Below are 17,169 nucleotides of genomic sequence, written 5' to 3'. Positions count from 1 at the left end.
CCTTTCATATCTTTAAAACGATACTATCTGAGTTTTTGTTCGAGCAAAAATTTATGTTCATTCACTAAATTTAATAGAGGAAATTCATTGTTTTGTATTCTCTTTGTTATTCGACGAGCTTCATACCAGGCCAGTTCATAAAGCTCCTGATCAATATCTCCCTGCTTGCGGGCTTCCTCCAGCTCTTCTGTATCCAACCGAAACCACTCTCCCGATGGAAGGACCACAATGTCAATGAACAAGTCATCCATCCACGGCACATGTTCATCTGCCCCAATTTCTTTACATATATCTATATACCACTGTGTCACCTTTCCGCAGGAATCAAACATGACAGTAAGCGAAAAATTTTCGTTTCTTGGGAAGTACTGAAGCCATTTGTAGCCGTTATCTGCAATACAAACACTCGTTTCTCCATATTTTTTAATTAGAGGTTCGGTTACTTGGACAATTTCGATTAAGGTTACATGCCCTATAAACTCTTTAGAACAAATTATCGCACTTGCAAACCTTTTTTGTACAACTCGTTTCCAGTCCCTGTAATCTCCGTATTTCCACTTTAGCATGCCAACCCCCGCTTTCAGGTCGAAAATGAATTATTCCCAATCATTCCTATGATTTGATATAAATGAAAGGTCTTTTTGATAATGTTCAAGATGACCTTCTTCAATCATTTTCTGAAAAGCAGAATTACCTTCTCCCGCTTCCCTTATAATCGTCTTGCACAAGCCTTCGATACGCAGCAGAACGATATCCAGAACATCTTCTTCAAACGTCTTTCCGTATGAATCAAAGAACAAGTTTATTCTCCGCTTAATCCTGCTGGCATGCTCCGATGCTTGATAATAAACCTTTTCCCCTGTTTCGGAGAGATAAAATCTGCTTAGCGGGACGCATGTATAAAGAGTGTATGCAATGTCCCAAATGTGCGGACCAGGTCCGGCGACATCAAAATCAATGATTCCGATTGGACGCTGGTTATTAAAAATGATGTTATATACCGCAAAATCATTATGACAGAGTACTTCATACGGCTGCGGAGTATTATCAAGCGGTTTCCAGCTGCTGTCGAATGGAAAATCACTGACAGCATCATGATAGAGCCGGAGCATTTCTGCTGTTTCTTGCAAAACCGCATCTGACCACATGTACTTTTTCAGCGGATAATGCCCGGCTTCGCCTTCAATAAAGGTCAGAATCTCTCTTCCTTTTTCATCCATTCCGAGATATCTGGGAGAATAATTATATCCTTTTTCTTCTAGATGTTTTAGAAGTGAATGAATCTGTTTGCTAGTTGACTTACATTCCCGTCTTACTGTCTGTCCTGAGCGGTACACACTGGACACGTTGCCGCCAGTGAGCAATTCTTCGTTTGAAGGATTTGACAAAACGAGGCACCTCCTTCTTTTCATTATTTAAATGGTACATCTCAAATCTCTTCTCTCCACATCGACATGAAATACCCGGACATCAATACTTCTCCTTCAAGCCGTTGGGCAGGCAGGATTTCGCTCACCCGGGAAAAGAATGTCCCCTTTTGATTTTGCTGCCACTTGGATAAATCAATTTCTAAAACAAATGTATTGGACATATCCGTTCCTTTCGGCGGCAAATCTAAAGCGGCTTTAACATACTAACTGAAAAAGAAAAAATAGATCTCCTGAACAATCACAGCGAGCATGACTGTCAGCAAAATATCAGAAACAACCCATTTCTTTTTTCTCTGCTTATATTTTGAATCAAAAAAATACCTGATCACATACACTGCGGTAAAAATGGCAAGCAGTTCAAGAATCGTCAATTTCCGTGTCCTCCAGCCAGCTATTATTTTCAAAAGTGTATTCAACAAAAAGAAGCATGAACCCTTCTCCGGACGCACGCCTCAATAAAATCTTTCAGGTTTTCCATTCAATATATGCTTTCTGTTCTTCACCTTAAATCTATTTTATCCGGCAGTCTTCTTTTTTCTGTTCGCAAACAGAGAAACCATTAGCGCGATCAGAAATCCTGGAATCGCATAAACTTGAATAATGTATAGATTCCATATCTTAGTATCATACCCTGACCCCTTAGGACCCCCTTCTGGTAAAAGAAGTCCAATTAAGCAAATTACAAGATACACCACGACTGGCGGCATGATTATTTCTGAAAATTTCATTTCACATCCTCCTTTAGTGTATTTTTACACTAAATGGACGTAATTGGAAATATATTTATTATGAATTTTGGTAATTATCTTTTTATCTTCCTCCCAACATAAAGCAAATGCGAAGATATCCCCAAAATAGATGGATCCGCCGCTTTCTCTATGATTAACTCGATTAGTTTCTGAACTTCTTTCTCCCCTTTATCGTGCCAGTAAGTCCAGTTTTCCTTTGATAAAATAGCACCCGCATTAGATCCGATTAATTCAAGCGTTTCAAATCCATGGGCTTCCATAAAGGGATTAATGTCGGCAATCTCAAAATAATAAGCACCTGTGAACCGGCCCTTATCCGCATGATTAAAGCTTCCATTTTGCGAGAACTGAGTGATGCTGTCCATGTTATCGTTCGGTCTCCAGTTGTCGGGAAACAAGAGGGACGTGAGGATGTGTCTGATTCTTGGCATAAAAGCTACAAACACTAAGCCGTCCTGCTTTGTTACACGGTATAACTCCCTTACGGCTTTGATCCGGTCGTTTTCTTCCTGCAAATGATACATGGGGCCAAGCATTAAGGCCGAGTCAAATTGTTCATCTTTTAAAATGGACAAATCTCTTGCATCTGCCACATGAAAAGCTTCAAACTGTTCCGCTAAATAAAGTTCTTTTGCTTTATCCTCAGCTATTTTGACCAGCCGCGGAGTTAAATCAGTCAGTGTCACGCTATATCCATCTTCCGCAAGCGCCATAGAATATTTTCCGGGTCCCGCTCCATTGTCAAGAATGTGCCCGGCACTCGGAAGATATTTTTTGATATAGTGCCAGTTCACTTGAAATTCAACCGGCTCCCGTTCAAGCCTGCCCCATTCATCAAAGGTATTGTAGTAGCTGATTATGTCACTCATAGTTCACCTTGTTTCTATAAGGATGGCGGATACTCTTCTAAAAAATCACTCAAATACTCTACTAACTCACCTTCAACATCTTCAACCGATTCATCAATATACTCACCACTTATGGTACTCCCGGGGATCTTCTTTGAGGTAGTCAACCCTAAAAAAGCCCGATGGCACTCCCATATTTTAATCGTTTGCAAATCAATAAGTTCTCCGTTTTCTTCAGAAACGCCAATCCATACAGAAGAACTGTATTCAGGTGTAAAAGGGTCATTTCCTTCTATAGAAAATTCGCCATGAATATCCAGTTTCTTTTCTGCAAAAGCAGACTTATTTTTCACCAGCAACCTTTCTATCAGTCTCTTCATTGCCGTTTCAGTCTCTATGATGCTGGTTAATAAAGCTTCTGAAAAATCTTTTTGGTGAACCTTCATCTTACTCACTCGCTTCAGCATTAAATTTAAGGACACTGACCAGCCGCTGCTGTATTTCCATTTTATCACAGCTGGACAGAACGCCATATAAAAAACAGGATGCTTGTTTCGCATCCTGTAAACTGTTTTCATGCGGTTTCTCCATTCATTCTCACCTTTTCTGACACTCCGGGCAGTAATACAGCCGCCTGGATGAAGCGATAACCTTCACAATTTCCGTTCCGTCTTTGCGGCATGCTCTTCCTTCGCGGTTGAAAACCCAGTGGCGGTACTGGGATCTTTTTTCACCCTGTTTTTTGAGTTTTTCGGCGAGCTCCAGGTTATTGGTGATTCCCTTATGTCTGTAAGACTGAACGGTGATGTTTATGATGGCATCGGCAGCTGCGCGGAGCTGTTCCTCTGTGCAGTCGACGGGCCGCATGTCCGGGTGGATTTCTGCTGCATACAAGATTTCGCTTCGCAGGTAGTTTCCGATTCCGGCGACAAATCCCTGATCTAAAAGCAGGCCAGACCATCTTCTCCGGAAAAAGCGCTTGTCCATGAAACGGTAAAAAAGATCCTCTGAAGTGAGGTCGTCGTTCAGGACATCAGGACCTGCTTTGCAGATAAACGGGTGAGCCGGCACTTCACTGTCTCTGAGAACTTCAATGTCAGAGGCACTGTACAAAAGAGCCGACTTTTTCTCGTTATGGATGGCGAGTCTGAGGATCCGGTTCGTTTTGGGATATGTATAGGAATTGCGTACGACCCATTTCCCGTACAGCTGGTTGTGGGAATAGATGGTGTAGCCGTTGTTGAAGCGGATCAGCATCGCTTTGCCCTTCGTCTCGACTTTTTCCACTCGTGCCCCTTGAAAAAGAGGTTCGTAATCTTTCTGATGATCAAATGCAAAAGACACTTCTCCTACCGGCAGAGGAAGAAGAGCTTTTTCAATCTGGTCGGCAGCACGGCGTATTTCCGGACCTTCGGGCATTTCAGCAGCACTCCTTTCTTGTATGTAAAAGCCTTTTGTCATGAAGTGTACCCTCATAAGTCAGACCGCAAAACACTTCAATCTGCAGCCAAAAAAAAGAAGCCTACAAAGCTTCAGCACTAAAATCCTTTTTTGTTCAGCACAATCACGCTGTTTTTGAGTGTCTTTCCGCCCTCTGGCACAGGCTTTTTCTCTTGGTAATACCAGAGAATTTTATCTTCCAGATTATACTTTTGCGCAAGATCCTGCTCAAGCATAACGCCAATTTCGAGTGTGCGGGCCGGTGCTCCGTTTACATTCACCTCAAGTGCTCCTTCGTCGTCAGAAAGGAGCCCGTAAATCATGGAATCATCATATACGTGATAGTCGATAAGCTTTTGATCCGCCTTCATTTTTTGCCGGGGGTTTGCAGAAATAGCTCCCGTCTTCCAGCCGTAAATGCCTTCTTTTAAAAAAGCTGTACCAAGCTGATTGTTTTGATCAATGAAGAAATAAAGGGCTTCATCATTTATTTTATAGGCTGGAATGACTACTTCCATATCATGTTTCGTATCCTGCAGCGCTTCAAGAGGCTCATCGAAGGATTGTGATATTTCTGTCATTGACCAAATAACAAAGGCCAGACCAAAACAAATGAATAAACCTAAGGATACTTTATATTTATTCACCAAATCCCCCCATTCTTCAAATGTCTCCTGTTATTTTTATATTCTAGGAATTTATGTCGTATTCCTTTTAACATACGAGGGAAATAATCTGCAGTATTTCGCTATTTTCAGGCAAGAAAAAAGGAACTTCATCAAATTCCGATGAGTTCCCTGTGAATTCTTACTTTGTTTCGCGGTGCACCGTTACTTTTTTAAGTCGCGGAGAATATTTTTTAAGCTCCAGACGGTCAGGATTGTTGCGTTTGTTCTTAGTTGTAATGTAATTGCGGTCCCCTGACTCTGTGCATTGAAGTGTGACGTTAACTCTCATGAATGTTCCTCCTAAAAAATAAAACGTAATAGTTACGATTTGATAAGAACATTCTATCTACTCTGTTCGTAGTTGTCAACACCATATCCTCCGAATCTTTCTTTCATGTTCATTGATTTCAATATGAAAGACATCCGGATTGCTCATCTTCATCATGTGGTCATATCCATAGCTTTCTTCAAAAGATCTAAGCAAAAGAACAGACAGATTTCCATGGCTGACTAAAACGATGTGACTCTCATCAGCTGCCTGCAGATCGCCAAGCAGTGAGCTTACCCGCTTCATGCCTGACTCATTTGATTCTCCGCCTTCAAAAGCGAGGGTAAAATCATCAAACGTTTCCTTCAATTTCTCTTTCCAGTCTGCCATGTCTGTTCCGCTCATAACCCGCTCCGCCAGTCTGTCGTCCCGTTCAATCTCTAGTCCGCGCGCAGCAGCAAGAGGATCAGCGGTCTGTACAGCACGGCGAAACGGACTGGAGAGAATCCGGTCAATTTTCTTCCCTTCAAAAAAAGAAACAAGCCTTTCAGCCTGCTGAAACCCCGCTACGGTCAGAGAGGCCGAAACCTTCTGACCATGCGCCTGGCAGTGGCGGATCAAATAGAGGTGTTTAACTGTCATGTCTCACAACCTCAAAACATGAAAAATCTTCTGCAACGGCTGTATTCGGGAATATAGCGGAAGCTTCGCTTAAAAGAGTATGCTGATCCTCATTCTGATACCGGGCACTGATATGTGTCAGAACCAATTTTTTCACTCCTGCATTAAAAGCGGCTCTGGCTGCCTGGGTTGTGGAGGAATGAAAATACTCATACGCAAGCTGTTCATCGTCCTTGCCGAACGTGGATTCATGAACAAGCAGGTCGGCATTTGCTGCTAGCTCCTCTACCTGAGGGCAAGTTCTTGTATCACCAAGAATGGTAACGATTCTTCCTTTTTTAGGAGCCCCGAGAAAGTCCTCCCCATGCAGTGTCCGTCCGTCTTCAAGCGTGACCGATTCTCCGTTTTTCAGTTTCTTGTAAAGCGGTCCGGGCTGAACACCCGCTTCTTTCAGCTTATCGACCATAAGCATGCCGGGCAGATCCTTTTCTGTGATCCGGTAGCCGTAGGATGGAACACCATGCGAAAGCCTTTTGGCCTCCACTTTAAACTGGCTGTCTTCAAAAACAGTCCCGTCTTCAAATTCCACAATTTCAAGCGGATATTTCAAATGCGTATAACTCAATCTCAGAGAAGCTTCCACATAGTCTTTTATGCCCGAAGGACCGTAAATCACTAGCGGTTCTTCCCCTCCCTGAAACGAACGGCTTCCAAGCAAACCTGGAAGTCCGTAAATATGATCCCCATGCATATGGGTGATGAAAATCTTCTCTATTTTTCTCGGTTTAATACTTGTATGCAGGATCTGATGCTGCGTGGCCTCCCCGCAGTCAAACAGCCAGACCGCCTGCCGCTCTTCAAGCAGCCGCAGTGCAACAGACGTAACGTTTCTCGCTTTTGCCGGCATCCCGGCACCTGTCCCCAAAAACAGCAAATCCATGAAGCTTCACCTCATCCGCTTTCTAGTAATTCTAGAATACATGAAAAAGGGAAAAAGATGAAGATTGGAAAGAATTTAGATGGGAAAAGACATATATGCTATACCATTTTTAATCAAATTGAAACTTACCTGTTCTTTATTCGTATAAGTACTAGCAATCAAATACAGAGGAGGAACATTGGTGAAATCACTAACAAAAAAACGGACAAAAGCGATTCTAATAGACTTGGCGATCTCAAGCGCTGTGACAGCTGGAGTTGAGTATTTCCTGCGCAAAAAAGTCAAAAGCGAAGCAGTACATACGCTGATCACACCGACGATTGTCATGTGGACACTCGAGTACGCACAGCTGCGCAAAAGCGGTCAAACCGCAGGCTACAAAAAAATGGGGCTGGCCCTTGAAAATGAGGATGGTTCAGAACTGACTTCCCGCCAAATTATTAAACGCATGGCCTACAGGGATACATTGAGTACATTTGATTACATAAAGAACCGGAAAACGTTTGAAGCCCAAGAAGGAGCCGTCCTTCCACATGATCGCTTTTCGGGGACAGAAGTGCGGGAAGTGTAGAGGCGGCAGGCATACACATTACTTTTGTGCACATGCTGCACACATTGTGCTTTAATAAATTTACAAATAATTTTACTTGATATAAGACTTTCTTAATACATGAAACCATTACTTGGCGCTTTCCTATAACAAGGATCAGCGCTTTTTTGCATTTCATGCAGCATCCAAAGCACGAATTCTCGCCTACAAAATGGGGTTCCCCCTTATCAAACACCTATTTTCCATTATTACTGTAACCACAATAGTGTATGACACATAGCATAAGACAAATAGTGTTTGTCATACAGTATTTAAAAACGAGGTGGGTGAATGAGCACTTTATTAAATTCATTATCTACAGAGCTTAGGAGAGGAACACTGACATTGGCCGTTTTAAGTCAATTGCGAACACCACAATATGGCTATTCACTTGTTCAGTTATTGGAGGAATCAGGTATCAATATCGATCAAAGCACTTTATATCCATTGCTTCGCCGGTTAGAAAAACAGGAATTAGTCACGAGCAGCTGGGACACAACCGAAAGCAGGCCCCGCAAATATTACGTATTAAGCGATTACGGACTGGAAATCTTTTTGACGCTGAAACAAGAATGGTTAAAAAATACGAAAGAACTTTATCGTTTGGTAAAAGGAGAGAACGAAGATGAATGTGATTGAGGTTTATATATATGAAGTCACTCGCAGACTGCCTGAAAAAAACCGTCAGGATATTGCCCTTGAGCTGCGGTCAACGATTGAGGATATGCTGCCTGATGATCACACTGAAGAAGATGCATATGCCGTTCTTGAAAAACTGGGAAATCCCGCAGCGTTAGCCAGCGGATACCTGGATCAGCCTATGCATCTAATTGGTCCGCGCTATCTCGATGTGTATGTCTCTTTATTGAAAATGATCCTGCCTATTGCTGCTGCTATTTCCCTGATTTCTGTTATCGCAGAATATTTTATAGGATTTCCCCACGGAGAAACAATCATTGATGTGGTTTTAACTATTACTGGTTTTGGTATTTGGAAAATGATCGAAGTAAGCATCCACACCTTTTTCTGGCTTACTCTTGTTTTCGTGATTATTGAAAGAACAGATAAAGGAAAAAACCAGCAGCCATTATCCGCTAGTTTGAAAAAATGGACACCTGATGATCTGAAGAACATTCCTTATATCCCGAAGAAAAAAGCCATTACTAAACTCGAAGTATTTGGATATTTAATGTGGACGGCGATTTGGGCAGCCTTTTACTTTCATGCCAATCATCTTTTGGGTTTCTATGAAGGCGGTAATGAGGGTCTCAAATTCTTAATTCCAGCCTTGAATCAAGAAGTATTACTACAGTATTGGCCAATTGTTCTCGTGATCATTGCCATCGAAATAGCATTATCTCTTTACAAACTGATCAAGGGGCAATGGACAAAGAAAATGGCCATCTTTACTGCTGCTCTTGAACTTATCGGAACGGTTGTATTCCTTGTCATACTAAGCGATCCAAAGGTAATGAACCAAGAATTTATTGCGTATATGAGCAATTTATTTAACACCTCAGCTGTGCGATTTCAAACATGGCTTGTCGGTAGCGTGATAATCATATTTATACTGTCTGCGGCATTCAATGTGTTCAATGGATTCCGCAAGGCCAGAATCCGTTAATTTATGCGGGCGCTATTGAGTAGGAACTTCCAACTTAGAAGTTCCTTTAATTTTTCTAAGAACCCACAACTAAATTCCTTTTGTACACATTAAAACGATACGCCAACCATCTGGATCTTCAATCGTAACACCAGATTCGTTCCAGTAAGGATTTTCAGGTTCGACCGCTTTGTAGCCCATCGTTGTCAAATGACTGTGTAAACGCTGAATCTCACCTTTACTAGGAATATAGAAAACAAGTAAATTATCTTTTGTTGGAGCAGGGCACGGACTTCCATCTATATGCTGCGTAAATTCCAAATGGTACGATGCATCAGGAATACCAAACATCACCCCGTCAAAGCCTTCATGATCTTGAAATTGCGCGATTTGTTTCAACCCTAATCCTCTCCCATAAAATCGAATGATCTCCTGTAAGTTGTTTGTTGGTCTAGCTACACGAACTTGTACGTAATTCAACTAGTCTCCCCCTATAAGTGTTATTACACACTATAAAAATAAAGCCTTCAATCTTCCTTGGATTAACGCTTCTGTTAGCATGAATTGCAATCACACTTTTCCTTTAGTTTGCATTATTTTCAATTAAAATGGTGTTGACTGGGTCTGCTGTGTTAGAGAAACGATTCGAGTGAAATGATACAGAATGCAAGCGCGTCTCAGTGGAATCTACAAACTTCACCGTCCAATCGTTGCTCCCGAGAATGACTAATTCTGAGTTTTTCCGAATTATTTTTTGACCCAAAAGCGTGCCAAATAACGAAGGGTTATTAATGGAGAATGGTAAGTGTATTTCCATCTGATTCATTCGCGTATGATTTTCCTCTTGAACAACTTCTCTTCTTTTTTGTACTTCTACTTTCACCTTCCAAGGGGTAGAAATAAATGTTCTCCGTACATCTTCATTCACTTTCCAACCCTGATTATTTGCTCTATTGATAATCTGATCATATTCAGCTGAATCCACTATAAATCCGAAATGATCAAAAATGTCCCGACTACCATTTCCAAATGTAATATTTGTTTGTCCTTTTACCATTTCGATAATTCTAAACTTAATATCCTTATGCCTAAAATCGTTCCATTGCAGTGGAGGGTTAAAAGCTTCAAATTTATCTTGATACCTGCCAACTCTTAATGTGACCTTAAAACCCAATTCCCCGTAAAAGTTTTCCATCTCTTCCGCTTTGTCAGTCCACCAGTGGTAATGAAATAAATTCATTATGATCTCCTCTCAACAATTAGTTCAGCTGTTTCCAGTTTACTTGCATTAAGAAGGAAAGACTTCAGTTGTTTGGAGGAATGACTATACTACTTTGGATGGACATTGAGACTTGCTCGGCAAAATAAAAAGGCTCTTTCATTAAATAACGGGATTGGCAGAAAGGTGAAAACAGCTAATTAACACGGTAAATACCAATCAATAAGCAGGGCTTTACTGCTTTGCCCTATCATCTGTGAACGCATTCTTTGGTTATGTATCGAAAAAAATTTTATGTTTATTGATTAGTTCTTTCCTTATTAATTAGCTCCTTGCCATTTAGCTGTGTTATTACGTTAATATGGAAGAAAAATCCGCCTCGTGCCTCTAAAGTAAATGGTTTCCGCCAGCTTTATGAATATTCCAGCCTTACCAACTTTGAAAAACATGGAAGAATTGTTCACTCCTATTTTGGAACAATACAGTAGACTGCATTATCGAATAAGGAGGTTTTTTTAAAATGGATATAAAAAAATTAGCCGACCATGAGTCATTGGATTTACATGAAGTTATTAACTTTAAAACCCTTTGCTTAGCTAAATCTAAACTAATGCAAGGTCTGGTATTTGATCAGGATTTGAGAGCATTAATGAAAAAAGATGTTGAACAATCTATCCAATCGCTTGGAGAATTACAGGCAATTTATCAACGTGCGCCTTTTGAAGCTCCTGTTCCGCAAAACCGGCCAACACCAATAGTAAATTGAAAAGGAGGCAACTTCATTGAATAATGACTATTTAGACCCTATAAACTCATTACATGTACCTGAGTTAGCTGATACCACATTTGCCATGGATTTCCTTCTTCGTGCAAAAGAAGGGGTGCGTAATATTTCTGTCGCTTTAACAGAGTCTGCATCACCTGATGTTAGAGCCCTATTACGAAACCAATTAATGCAAGGTATTTCTATGCACCAAGAAATTACAGACTTAATGGTTAACAAAAAATGGTTCCATCCGTACGAACTAAGTGAACAGTATAAACTAGACCAGCTTTCTGCCAACAATACATTGATGATTGGCAAAATGAATTTATTTCCTGTTGAAACCAATAGAAAAGGTATGTTTGACCGGACACCCGATGAACACTAACACTGGAGGCTATATAACATGAAAGCGGTAACGTATCAGGGTATTAAAAATGTTGTAGTAAAAGAAGTTCCAGATCCAAAAATTGAAAAACCAGATGACATGATTATTAAAGTTACGAGTACAGCAATATGTGGATCTGATTTACACTTAATTCATGGCATGATTCCAAACATGCAAGAAGACTACGTTATCGGTCATGAACCAATGGGAATCGTCGAAGAAGTCGGTCCGGATGTGACAAAGGTAAAAAAGGGAGATCGAGTCATTATCCCTTTTAATATAGCATGTGGGGATTGTATTTATTGTAAAAACCATTTGGAAAGCCAATGTGATAATTCTAATGATAATGGTGATATGGGTGCATATTTCGGATATTCTGGTACAACGGGCGGCTATCCAGGCGGGCAAGCCGAATATTTAAGAGTACCCTTTGCCAACTTTACTCATTTCAAGATTCCGGAAACTTGTGAAGAACCTGATGAAAAGTTAACAGTAATAGCGGATGCGATGACTACTGGTTTTTGGAGCGTTGACAATGCAGGAGTAAAGGGTGGAGATACAGTTATCATTTTTGGCTGTGGTCCAGTTGGTCTTTTTGCTCAAAAATTCTGTTGGCTTAAAGGAGCAAAGCGGGTCATTGCCGTAGATTATGTAGACTATCGTCTGCAGCATGCCAAACGTACCAATAAAGTTGAAATTGTAAATTTTGAACACTTTGAAAATGTGGGAATGCATTTGAAGGAAATAACGAAGGGTGGTGCTGATGTTGTTATTGATGCAGTTGGTATGGACGGTAAAATGACTGATTTAGAATTTCTCGCGAGCGGAATGAAACTTCAAGGTGGAGCATTAGGTCCGTTTATCATGGCTACACAAGCAGTACGAAAAGGCGGGACAATTCAAGTTACTGGCGTTTACGGCGGCAGATATAATGGTTTTCCACTTGGAGATATTATGCAGCGAAATATCAACATCTGCTCTGGGCAGGCACCTGTGATTCACTATATGCCATATATGTTTGAATTAGTTTCAACCGGTAAAATCGACCCAGGTGATGTAGTAAGTCATGTAATTCCACTTAGTGAAGCAAAGCGTGGCTATGAGATTTTTGACACAAAAATGGATGATTGTATAAAAGTTATACTGAAGCCATGAGGAAGGAGATAATAATATGAATTATGCCTTACATGAAGTTCTTGAAGTCCATGAGATTGCTGCATTTAAAACCACTTGTTTAACTAAATCTAAAACGATGAAAGCGTTAGTTACAGATCAGCTTTTAAAGGACATTATGCTGCAAGACATTGATGTTTCTACTAGACAATTACAGGAATATGCTTCTGTCCTTTCCAACGCTAGAGGTGAGTCAAAATGAATCCGATCATTGAAAATTTTACTGGCATGAATGCACTATCAGATCAAGTGGTTGCAATGGACATGCTCATTTCAGCTAAAAGCGGGGTTAGAAACTATGCAATGGCAGTTACTGAGGCAGGAACACCTGAAATTAAAGAAATTCTCACTCGCCACTTAGTGGAAGCACTTGATTTTCATGAACAACTATCGGCTTATATAGCAGAAAAAGGTTGGTATCATGCTTGGGATACTAACAAACAAATCAGTTTGGATTTAAATAATATCGAGACAGCATTAAACTTACCCACCCTGTAAAAATCAATTAGGAGCAGTTACCCTTAAAACCTACACTGCTCCTATTTGATTTAATTACGTTTAACCGTTTTTTTAAATGGTTGGAGCAGGAAATTCACCAATTTTCATACGAAGTAAACTGTAAGGTTTCTGTCGCAGGTCTTTTCCATAATGAAATCTAGGCTGTCGGTGTAATTGGTTCACAATGACATACAAATATTGATCCAAACCAATAGAAAAAGTATCCGGCCACAAAATTCTTGGATCATGAGCGATTGTTTCCATTGCTCCATTCTGAAATATCTTACGAATACTGTTATTTTCATAGTCCCCAGCATACACGATTCCTTTTGCATCGGTAATCATTCCATCAGATGCCCCTTTTTCTCCCCAATACTCTACATAATTAGTTAAATCCATGTCTTGTATCCTTTTATTTCTGAGGACTTCTGTTGAAATCGAGAACAAATGACGACTGGTTAATGGAGCAAAATATAATACCTTTCCATCGGGAGAAATCGCAAGACTATCAGACGCCAATTTGAATGGAGAAGTTGAACCGTCCTGGTTTCGATTCATTAAAATTTGACCTTCTACTTTCGGTACAAAATAAGGATCTGGTGAAGTTGAATTTGCTCCATTTAACCGTCTAAAAGCGTTTCCGTTTGATAAATCGACAACGATTATGGCTCCTGGTCCTCTTGAAGAAGAATCCGTTATATAGGCATAACCTGCTTTTCCAACACGAAAATCAAAACGGACATCATTCAGATAAGTTGTTGGCAGGACAACATCATCTTTAAAGGTATATACCCTTCTGATTGTATTAGTTTTTAAATCAACAGCGACTAACTTTGCCCCGCCTTTAATGGGTACAGAAAAATTAGGTGCCCCTGTATCCAGTACCCAAAGCGTGCCCAAGCCATCCGCAACTACACTTTGGACACTGATGAAAGTCATTGTGATATTCTCGGGGTTAACCAAATTGGTTTGTAAATTAGGATAAGGCAGCAATTTATCCCCAACAATTTCCGCCACCGTAAATTTAACATCGTCTCCCCATTTTGGAAAGCAAACGAAAATACGACCGGCTTCTGAAACAGTGACACCTGTCGGCATAGCTCCATAGAATGCATGAACTAGCTCAAAATGACCGAAATATTGTTCACTGGGTAACATAGGTTTCATAATATCCTCCTCGAGCATTCAAACGGGATATCATCTATATATGATGCAAATTTTTTCTAGTGCATGTTTCACTTAGTAAGTTTCTAAATGTGATGATCTGATTCTTTTGAATAAAAATAAGTTTCAAGAGCAAAATATTGTTGAAACAATAAAAGAAATAGGTGGTGGTATTAATGTATGGGAATAATAATTTGTTGGGTGTTGGAATAATTGCAATTCTTTTAACATCTATATACACTGCAATTTTAGTTTCACTACTTTTGAAAACTAAAGAACGGGTTGATTATATTTATCATAAGGAACGTTCAAATTAAGAAGCTAAAATTTGGCGATGATTTCGTCGCCTTTATTTGTATATTTCCCCACTGATAACTCTATAAATCTCTAGAAGATCTCTCTTCAACAATCCAGCCCAAGTCCTTCCAATAAGAAAAGGCGATCCACTTTGCTGCAATCGCCCCTTTAACTTTACAAGATAATCATTATCATTCGACTATTTTGTTCTCTGATCCACTTAGGATTCTTTTTATATTTTGTTGATGAAGATAATTATTGAAACAATTATTGATAGAGAAAGTGCAAAGATAACTTTATCTTCAAATATTAGACTGATAGAAGCCAACATTGAACTTAGTGATACATCCGCCTTTAAAACTAACAAATACAGAAAATATGTGTCCTAATATGGCTAATTAACCACATACAATATTAACTGTAGAATCAAGTATTATCGGAAAGCTGTACTTCTTGAGGTGGTATGCAGCTTATTTTCGTTTCTTTGTTGAGGTCTTTATTAAATGCTCTTATTTTTTCTCTTATATTATTAATAACTTTTTGTCCTGTGTTTACCTCTGTAAGAGTAATATCCCACATCACAGCATTTGTAAGTGGATTTTGGTCTTTGTTAATTACTTTTATGGTAAGGTCAGTTACACCATCTAAAGGGATTTGAAAATCCTCCTCGCCTGTGACTGATAGCCCTAACGAATAAATGACTGTTCCGCCACTGATGAATTCTATGTCACTACCTTCTGTTCTTGCAACGTTAATTACATCGTCCGGTATGGCGACATGGCCTGTTATGTTTTTATATTTGCCATCTAATTGATACGTGAATTCATTGTTTTTCGTATTGTTTCTACTATACAGATTTATTTGAGGCGTAACCTCTTTTCGGTCTACTGTAAAGCTGGACAAGCTTTCATCCCACTGTACAGACCCATCTTTTAAGATCAGTTCATTCAGAGCTGCGGTTTCCCCTCCCCCTTTTTCTAGATAATTATTGATACCGCCAATAATCATAATAGTACAAAGGGCAAGTACAATAGCCATTATGAATATTCTGCAAATCCCTTTTGGTTTATCTCGGTCACCGGTGACTATTCGCTGTGCCGCAAATCCTATCGAAGCACCTAATAGATTAATGATGATATCGTCTATATCAAAAGCTCCCAAACCAGAAAACATTTGTAGGGTTTCAAGTATTGTGATAGACAAAATAAAAAAGGTTATAAATCGTCTAAAACTACATCGAAACAGGAGTGGAATGATAATCCCAAAAGGTATGAACGCTACAAAATTCCCGAACTGAAAAAACCAATTTTGAAAGTCTCTTCCCATTGGATAATGCAATTGAATCGCTCCAGGTATTGGGTTAAATCGTAAGCTAGATTCTTGCCCTAGGGAACCTCTATTGAAACCAAGATACAAGAAATAGAGGGTCAAAGCTGTATATAATGTTAACAACACAATCGTTACTTTTCGTAACTTCCCTTGATACATAATTACAATCCTTCCTTCTCGCAGAGTGAGACTCGTCTACTATTTGATAGCCAACGCCTTTTGCCTCAGGAGAACTCGAAAGCTTTAGAAGAACTTGAACATCCCCCTAACGCCACAATGATGACAAGCAAACTGAAACTCATAATAACCCTCACGCACTCGCACATTTTCCAATTATACCCCTCTAAAAGGCAGCCGTAGCAGCCTGATCGTCTTCTTAAACTAACGACCCCGATTGTTGCATAAGGGCAACTCACAATATCTTAATTCCCCTTATCTATAAAAGGAGAATAACACTGCTATTTTTTACAATTCTTCAATTGTCATAGGCTTTATTAAAGTTGAATGTTGATAAGACGTAGAAAAAGAACTTCGTGTTTTATGGAAGTTCTTTTTCTGTTCTAAAATGTATATTTTCTGCCTCACAACGTAATTTATAAAAATCCTGAACTAATGATTTTTCTTCAGAAATAAATTCTTTCATTTTACGTAAAGTTCTTTTCCCTACACGACGGTCCAACATACACAATATTTTTATTAACATATTATTCGACTTTAGAGATACTTCAATTGGTGAATTAAAAAATTCTTCCACAGCAGAAAAAAAATCATATTGTCCATAAATACCTTCCATACTTAATCGTTCTTGAGCTTGTTCTTGGATTGCTCGATTATTAAAAACATTATCATAGCTAAAATCGTCTAATTGAATACGGATATCTCTTTCTCTATAATATTCTTCTCTTTCAGCAGTAAATGTACACATACTTAACATTTCTACTTTATCAACACTTATGACAGCTCTCCCTAACTGGTCGTGAGCTTTTCGATAATTAATCACTTGAAAATCTACTCTTGAATGCAAAGATTCGCATACCAAACTCATTAAACGTTTCTTTGCTTTGCTCCATTTAGGATGATATGACAATAAACCCCCTCCTCTCTAAATTGTAAAAGTTTACCTTTTTTATTTCGGAACAAGAGCGATATTCGTTATTCAACTAATGCCCCCGATTGCTGAAT

The 17,169-nt window shown here is 39.6% G+C and carries 25 protein-coding genes; 8 read left to right on the top strand and 17 right to left on the bottom strand.

Translation table 11 applies throughout. From position 1 onward, the window contains the following. Positions 1-23: 23 nt before the first annotated feature. The 12 genes from E2R53_RS02450 to rnz all read right to left on the bottom strand — a co-directional run bounded on the left by E2R53_RS02450 (position 24) and on the right by rnz (position 6,964). A complete protein-coding gene (locus tag E2R53_RS02450) occupies positions 24-566 on the bottom strand; it encodes a DUF402 domain-containing protein (RefSeq protein ID WP_133310246.1) in 543 nt (180 codons plus the stop codon). 30 nt (positions 567-596) lie between these two features. After that, a complete protein-coding gene (locus E2R53_RS02445; RefSeq protein WP_133310245.1) occupies positions 597-1,388 on the bottom strand; it encodes a phosphotransferase in 792 nt (263 codons plus the stop codon). Positions 1,389-1,429: 41 nt separating this feature from the next. Beyond that, a complete protein-coding gene (locus E2R53_RS23045) occupies positions 1,430-1,591 on the bottom strand; it encodes a hypothetical protein (RefSeq protein WP_165970863.1) in 162 nt (53 codons plus the stop codon). A 42-nt stretch (positions 1,592-1,633) separates the two neighbouring features. Further along, a complete protein-coding gene (locus E2R53_RS23040) occupies positions 1,634-1,801 on the bottom strand; it encodes a hypothetical protein (protein WP_165970862.1) in 168 nt (55 codons plus the stop codon). A gap of 144 nt (positions 1,802-1,945) precedes the next feature. Then, on the bottom strand, positions 1,946-2,158 hold the full coding sequence (locus E2R53_RS02440) for a DUF4017 family protein (protein WP_133310244.1): 213 nt from the start codon (positions 2,156-2,158) through the stop codon (positions 1,946-1,948). 74 nt (positions 2,159-2,232) lie between these two features. Next, positions 2,233-3,048 (bottom strand): class I SAM-dependent methyltransferase, encoded by an 816-nt coding sequence (locus E2R53_RS02435; RefSeq protein WP_133310243.1) that lies wholly within the window; start codon positions 3,046-3,048, stop codon positions 2,233-2,235. 14 nt (positions 3,049-3,062) lie between these two features. Then, positions 3,063-3,605 carry a hypothetical protein gene (locus E2R53_RS02430; protein ID WP_133310242.1) on the bottom strand — a complete coding sequence of 181 codons (543 nt, stop codon included), beginning with the start codon at positions 3,603-3,605 and terminating at the stop codon, positions 3,063-3,065. Between the two features lie 19 nt (positions 3,606-3,624). Beyond that, positions 3,625-4,446, bottom strand: a complete 822-nt coding sequence (gene nei, locus E2R53_RS02425) for an endonuclease VIII (protein ID WP_133311120.1) — start codon at positions 4,444-4,446, stop codon at positions 3,625-3,627. Positions 4,447-4,565: 119 nt separating this feature from the next. Beyond that, complete coding sequence (locus tag E2R53_RS02420; protein WP_133310241.1) at positions 4,566-5,114, bottom strand: hypothetical protein; 549 nt, start codon at positions 5,112-5,114, stop codon at positions 4,566-4,568. Positions 5,115-5,274: 160 nt separating this feature from the next. Next, positions 5,275-5,424 (bottom strand): 50S ribosomal protein L33, encoded by a 150-nt coding sequence (gene rpmG, locus E2R53_RS02415; protein ID WP_029279966.1) that lies wholly within the window; start codon positions 5,422-5,424, stop codon positions 5,275-5,277. A gap of 75 nt (positions 5,425-5,499) precedes the next feature. Beyond that, positions 5,500-6,045 carry a histidine phosphatase family protein gene (locus E2R53_RS02410; RefSeq protein ID WP_133310240.1) on the bottom strand — a complete coding sequence of 182 codons (546 nt, stop codon included), beginning with the start codon at positions 6,043-6,045 and terminating at the stop codon, positions 5,500-5,502. After that, entirely contained in the window at positions 6,035-6,964 is a 930-nt protein-coding gene (gene rnz / locus E2R53_RS02405) for a ribonuclease Z (protein ID WP_133310239.1), read from the bottom strand. The genes E2R53_RS02410 and rnz overlap by 11 nt, the downstream gene beginning before the upstream one ends. Before the next feature lie 181 nt (positions 6,965-7,145). On the opposite strand from rnz, the gene E2R53_RS02400 reads away from it, so the two are divergent. The 3 genes from E2R53_RS02400 (at position 7,146) to E2R53_RS02390 (ending at position 9,177) form a co-directional block, all read left to right on the top strand. Further along, positions 7,146-7,535: an RDD family protein gene (locus E2R53_RS02400; RefSeq protein WP_133310238.1), complete on the top strand. Its 390-nt coding sequence runs from the start codon at positions 7,146-7,148 to the stop codon at positions 7,533-7,535. Between the two features lie 309 nt (positions 7,536-7,844). Next, positions 7,845-8,192, top strand: a complete 348-nt coding sequence (locus tag E2R53_RS02395; protein ID WP_133310237.1) for a PadR family transcriptional regulator — start codon at positions 7,845-7,847, stop codon at positions 8,190-8,192. Next, entirely contained in the window at positions 8,179-9,177 is a 999-nt protein-coding gene (locus tag E2R53_RS02390) for an HAAS signaling domain-containing protein (RefSeq protein WP_133310236.1), read from the top strand. Before E2R53_RS02395 ends, E2R53_RS02390 begins: the two co-directional genes overlap by 14 nt. Positions 9,178-9,246: 69 nt before the next feature. Here E2R53_RS02390 and E2R53_RS02385 read toward each other — a convergent pair whose 3' ends face one another. Next, positions 9,247-9,636, bottom strand: a complete 390-nt coding sequence (locus E2R53_RS02385) for a VOC family protein (protein ID WP_133310235.1) — start codon at positions 9,634-9,636, stop codon at positions 9,247-9,249. A 103-nt stretch (positions 9,637-9,739) separates the two neighbouring features. Then, positions 9,740-10,396, bottom strand: a complete 657-nt coding sequence (locus E2R53_RS02380) for a hypothetical protein (protein ID WP_133310234.1) — start codon at positions 10,394-10,396, stop codon at positions 9,740-9,742. A 499-nt stretch (positions 10,397-10,895) separates the two neighbouring features. Between E2R53_RS02380 and E2R53_RS02375 the strand changes: the two genes are divergently transcribed. Genes E2R53_RS02375 through E2R53_RS02355 form a run of 5 tightly spaced genes read left to right on the top strand, consistent with a single transcriptional unit; the run spans position 10,896 to position 13,197 of the window. Then, positions 10,896-11,141, top strand: a complete 246-nt coding sequence (locus tag E2R53_RS02375; protein ID WP_133310233.1) for a spore gernimation protein GerQ — start codon at positions 10,896-10,898, stop codon at positions 11,139-11,141. A gap of 16 nt (positions 11,142-11,157) precedes the next feature. Continuing rightward, complete coding sequence (locus tag E2R53_RS02370) at positions 11,158-11,526, top strand: spore coat protein (RefSeq protein ID WP_133310232.1); 369 nt, start codon at positions 11,158-11,160, stop codon at positions 11,524-11,526. Between the two features lie 18 nt (positions 11,527-11,544). Continuing rightward, positions 11,545-12,681 (top strand): zinc-dependent alcohol dehydrogenase, encoded by a 1,137-nt coding sequence (locus tag E2R53_RS02365; RefSeq protein WP_133310231.1) that lies wholly within the window; start codon positions 11,545-11,547, stop codon positions 12,679-12,681. 16 nt (positions 12,682-12,697) lie between these two features. Continuing rightward, a complete protein-coding gene (locus E2R53_RS02360) occupies positions 12,698-12,901 on the top strand; it encodes a hypothetical protein (protein ID WP_133310230.1) in 204 nt (67 codons plus the stop codon). Next, complete coding sequence (locus E2R53_RS02355; protein ID WP_133310229.1) at positions 12,898-13,197, top strand: spore coat protein; 300 nt, start codon at positions 12,898-12,900, stop codon at positions 13,195-13,197. The genes E2R53_RS02360 and E2R53_RS02355 overlap by 4 nt, the downstream gene beginning before the upstream one ends. A gap of 72 nt (positions 13,198-13,269) precedes the next feature. On the opposite strand, the gene E2R53_RS02350 is transcribed toward E2R53_RS02355, so the two are convergent. The 3 genes from E2R53_RS02350 to E2R53_RS02335 form a co-directional block, all read right to left on the bottom strand. Continuing rightward, positions 13,270-14,364 (bottom strand): L-dopachrome tautomerase-related protein, encoded by a 1,095-nt coding sequence (locus E2R53_RS02350; RefSeq protein ID WP_133310228.1) that lies wholly within the window; start codon positions 14,362-14,364, stop codon positions 13,270-13,272. 720 nt (positions 14,365-15,084) lie between these two features. Beyond that, positions 15,085-16,146: a VanZ family protein gene (locus E2R53_RS02340; RefSeq protein ID WP_133310227.1), complete on the bottom strand. Its 1,062-nt coding sequence runs from the start codon at positions 16,144-16,146 to the stop codon at positions 15,085-15,087. A gap of 379 nt (positions 16,147-16,525) precedes the next feature. Then, positions 16,526-17,074: an SF0329 family protein gene (locus E2R53_RS02335; protein ID WP_133310226.1), complete on the bottom strand. Its 549-nt coding sequence runs from the start codon at positions 17,072-17,074 to the stop codon at positions 16,526-16,528. Positions 17,075-17,169 lie beyond the last annotated feature (95 nt).

The sequence above is a fragment of the Peribacillus frigoritolerans genome (assembly GCF_004358755.1).
In the GTDB taxonomy this organism is placed as follows: domain Bacteria; phylum Bacillota; class Bacilli; order Bacillales; family Bacillaceae; genus Bacillus_P.
This window is presented reverse-complemented; position numbering and strand designations above follow the sequence as displayed.

Bases quoted from the DNA above. Each gene is read 5' to 3' on its own strand.
- E2R53_RS02380 (WP_133310234.1), bottom strand. From the start codon at position 10,396: ATGAATTTATTTCATTACCACTGGTGGACTGACAAAGCGGAAGAGATG.
- E2R53_RS02350 (WP_133310228.1), bottom strand. From the start codon at position 14,364: ATGAAACCTATGTTACCCAGTGAACAATATTTCGGTCATTTTGAGCTA.
- E2R53_RS02395 (WP_133310237.1), top strand. From the start codon at position 7,845: ATGAGCACTTTATTAAATTCATTATCTACAGAGCTTAGGAGAGGAACA.
- E2R53_RS02360 (WP_133310230.1), top strand. From the start codon at position 12,698: ATGAATTATGCCTTACATGAAGTTCTTGAAGTCCATGAGATTGCTGCA.
- E2R53_RS02375 (WP_133310233.1), top strand. From the start codon at position 10,896: ATGGATATAAAAAAATTAGCCGACCATGAGTCATTGGATTTACATGAA.
- rpmG (WP_029279966.1), bottom strand. From the start codon at position 5,424: ATGAGAGTTAACGTCACACTTCAATGCACAGAGTCAGGGGACCGCAAT.
- E2R53_RS02435 (WP_133310243.1), bottom strand. From the start codon at position 3,048: ATGAGTGACATAATCAGCTACTACAATACCTTTGATGAATGGGGCAGG.
- E2R53_RS02340 (WP_133310227.1), bottom strand. From the start codon at position 16,146: ATGTATCAAGGGAAGTTACGAAAAGTAACGATTGTGTTGTTAACATTA.
- E2R53_RS02355 (WP_133310229.1), top strand. From the start codon at position 12,898: ATGAATCCGATCATTGAAAATTTTACTGGCATGAATGCACTATCAGAT.
- nei (WP_133311120.1), bottom strand. From the start codon at position 4,446: ATGCCCGAAGGTCCGGAAATACGCCGTGCTGCCGACCAGATTGAAAAA.
- E2R53_RS02390 (WP_133310236.1), top strand. From the start codon at position 8,179: ATGAATGTGATTGAGGTTTATATATATGAAGTCACTCGCAGACTGCCT.
- E2R53_RS23045 (WP_165970863.1), bottom strand. From the start codon at position 1,591: ATGTCCAATACATTTGTTTTAGAAATTGATTTATCCAAGTGGCAGCAA.
- E2R53_RS02450 (WP_133310246.1), bottom strand. From the start codon at position 566: ATGCTAAAGTGGAAATACGGAGATTACAGGGACTGGAAACGAGTTGTA.
- E2R53_RS02430 (WP_133310242.1), bottom strand. From the start codon at position 3,605: ATGAAAACAGTTTACAGGATGCGAAACAAGCATCCTGTTTTTTATATG.
- rnz (WP_133310239.1), bottom strand. From the start codon at position 6,964: ATGGATTTGCTGTTTTTGGGGACAGGTGCCGGGATGCCGGCAAAAGCG.
- E2R53_RS02410 (WP_133310240.1), bottom strand. From the start codon at position 6,045: ATGACAGTTAAACACCTCTATTTGATCCGCCACTGCCAGGCGCATGGT.
- E2R53_RS02440 (WP_133310244.1), bottom strand. From the start codon at position 2,158: ATGAAATTTTCAGAAATAATCATGCCGCCAGTCGTGGTGTATCTTGTA.
- E2R53_RS02365 (WP_133310231.1), top strand. From the start codon at position 11,545: ATGAAAGCGGTAACGTATCAGGGTATTAAAAATGTTGTAGTAAAAGAA.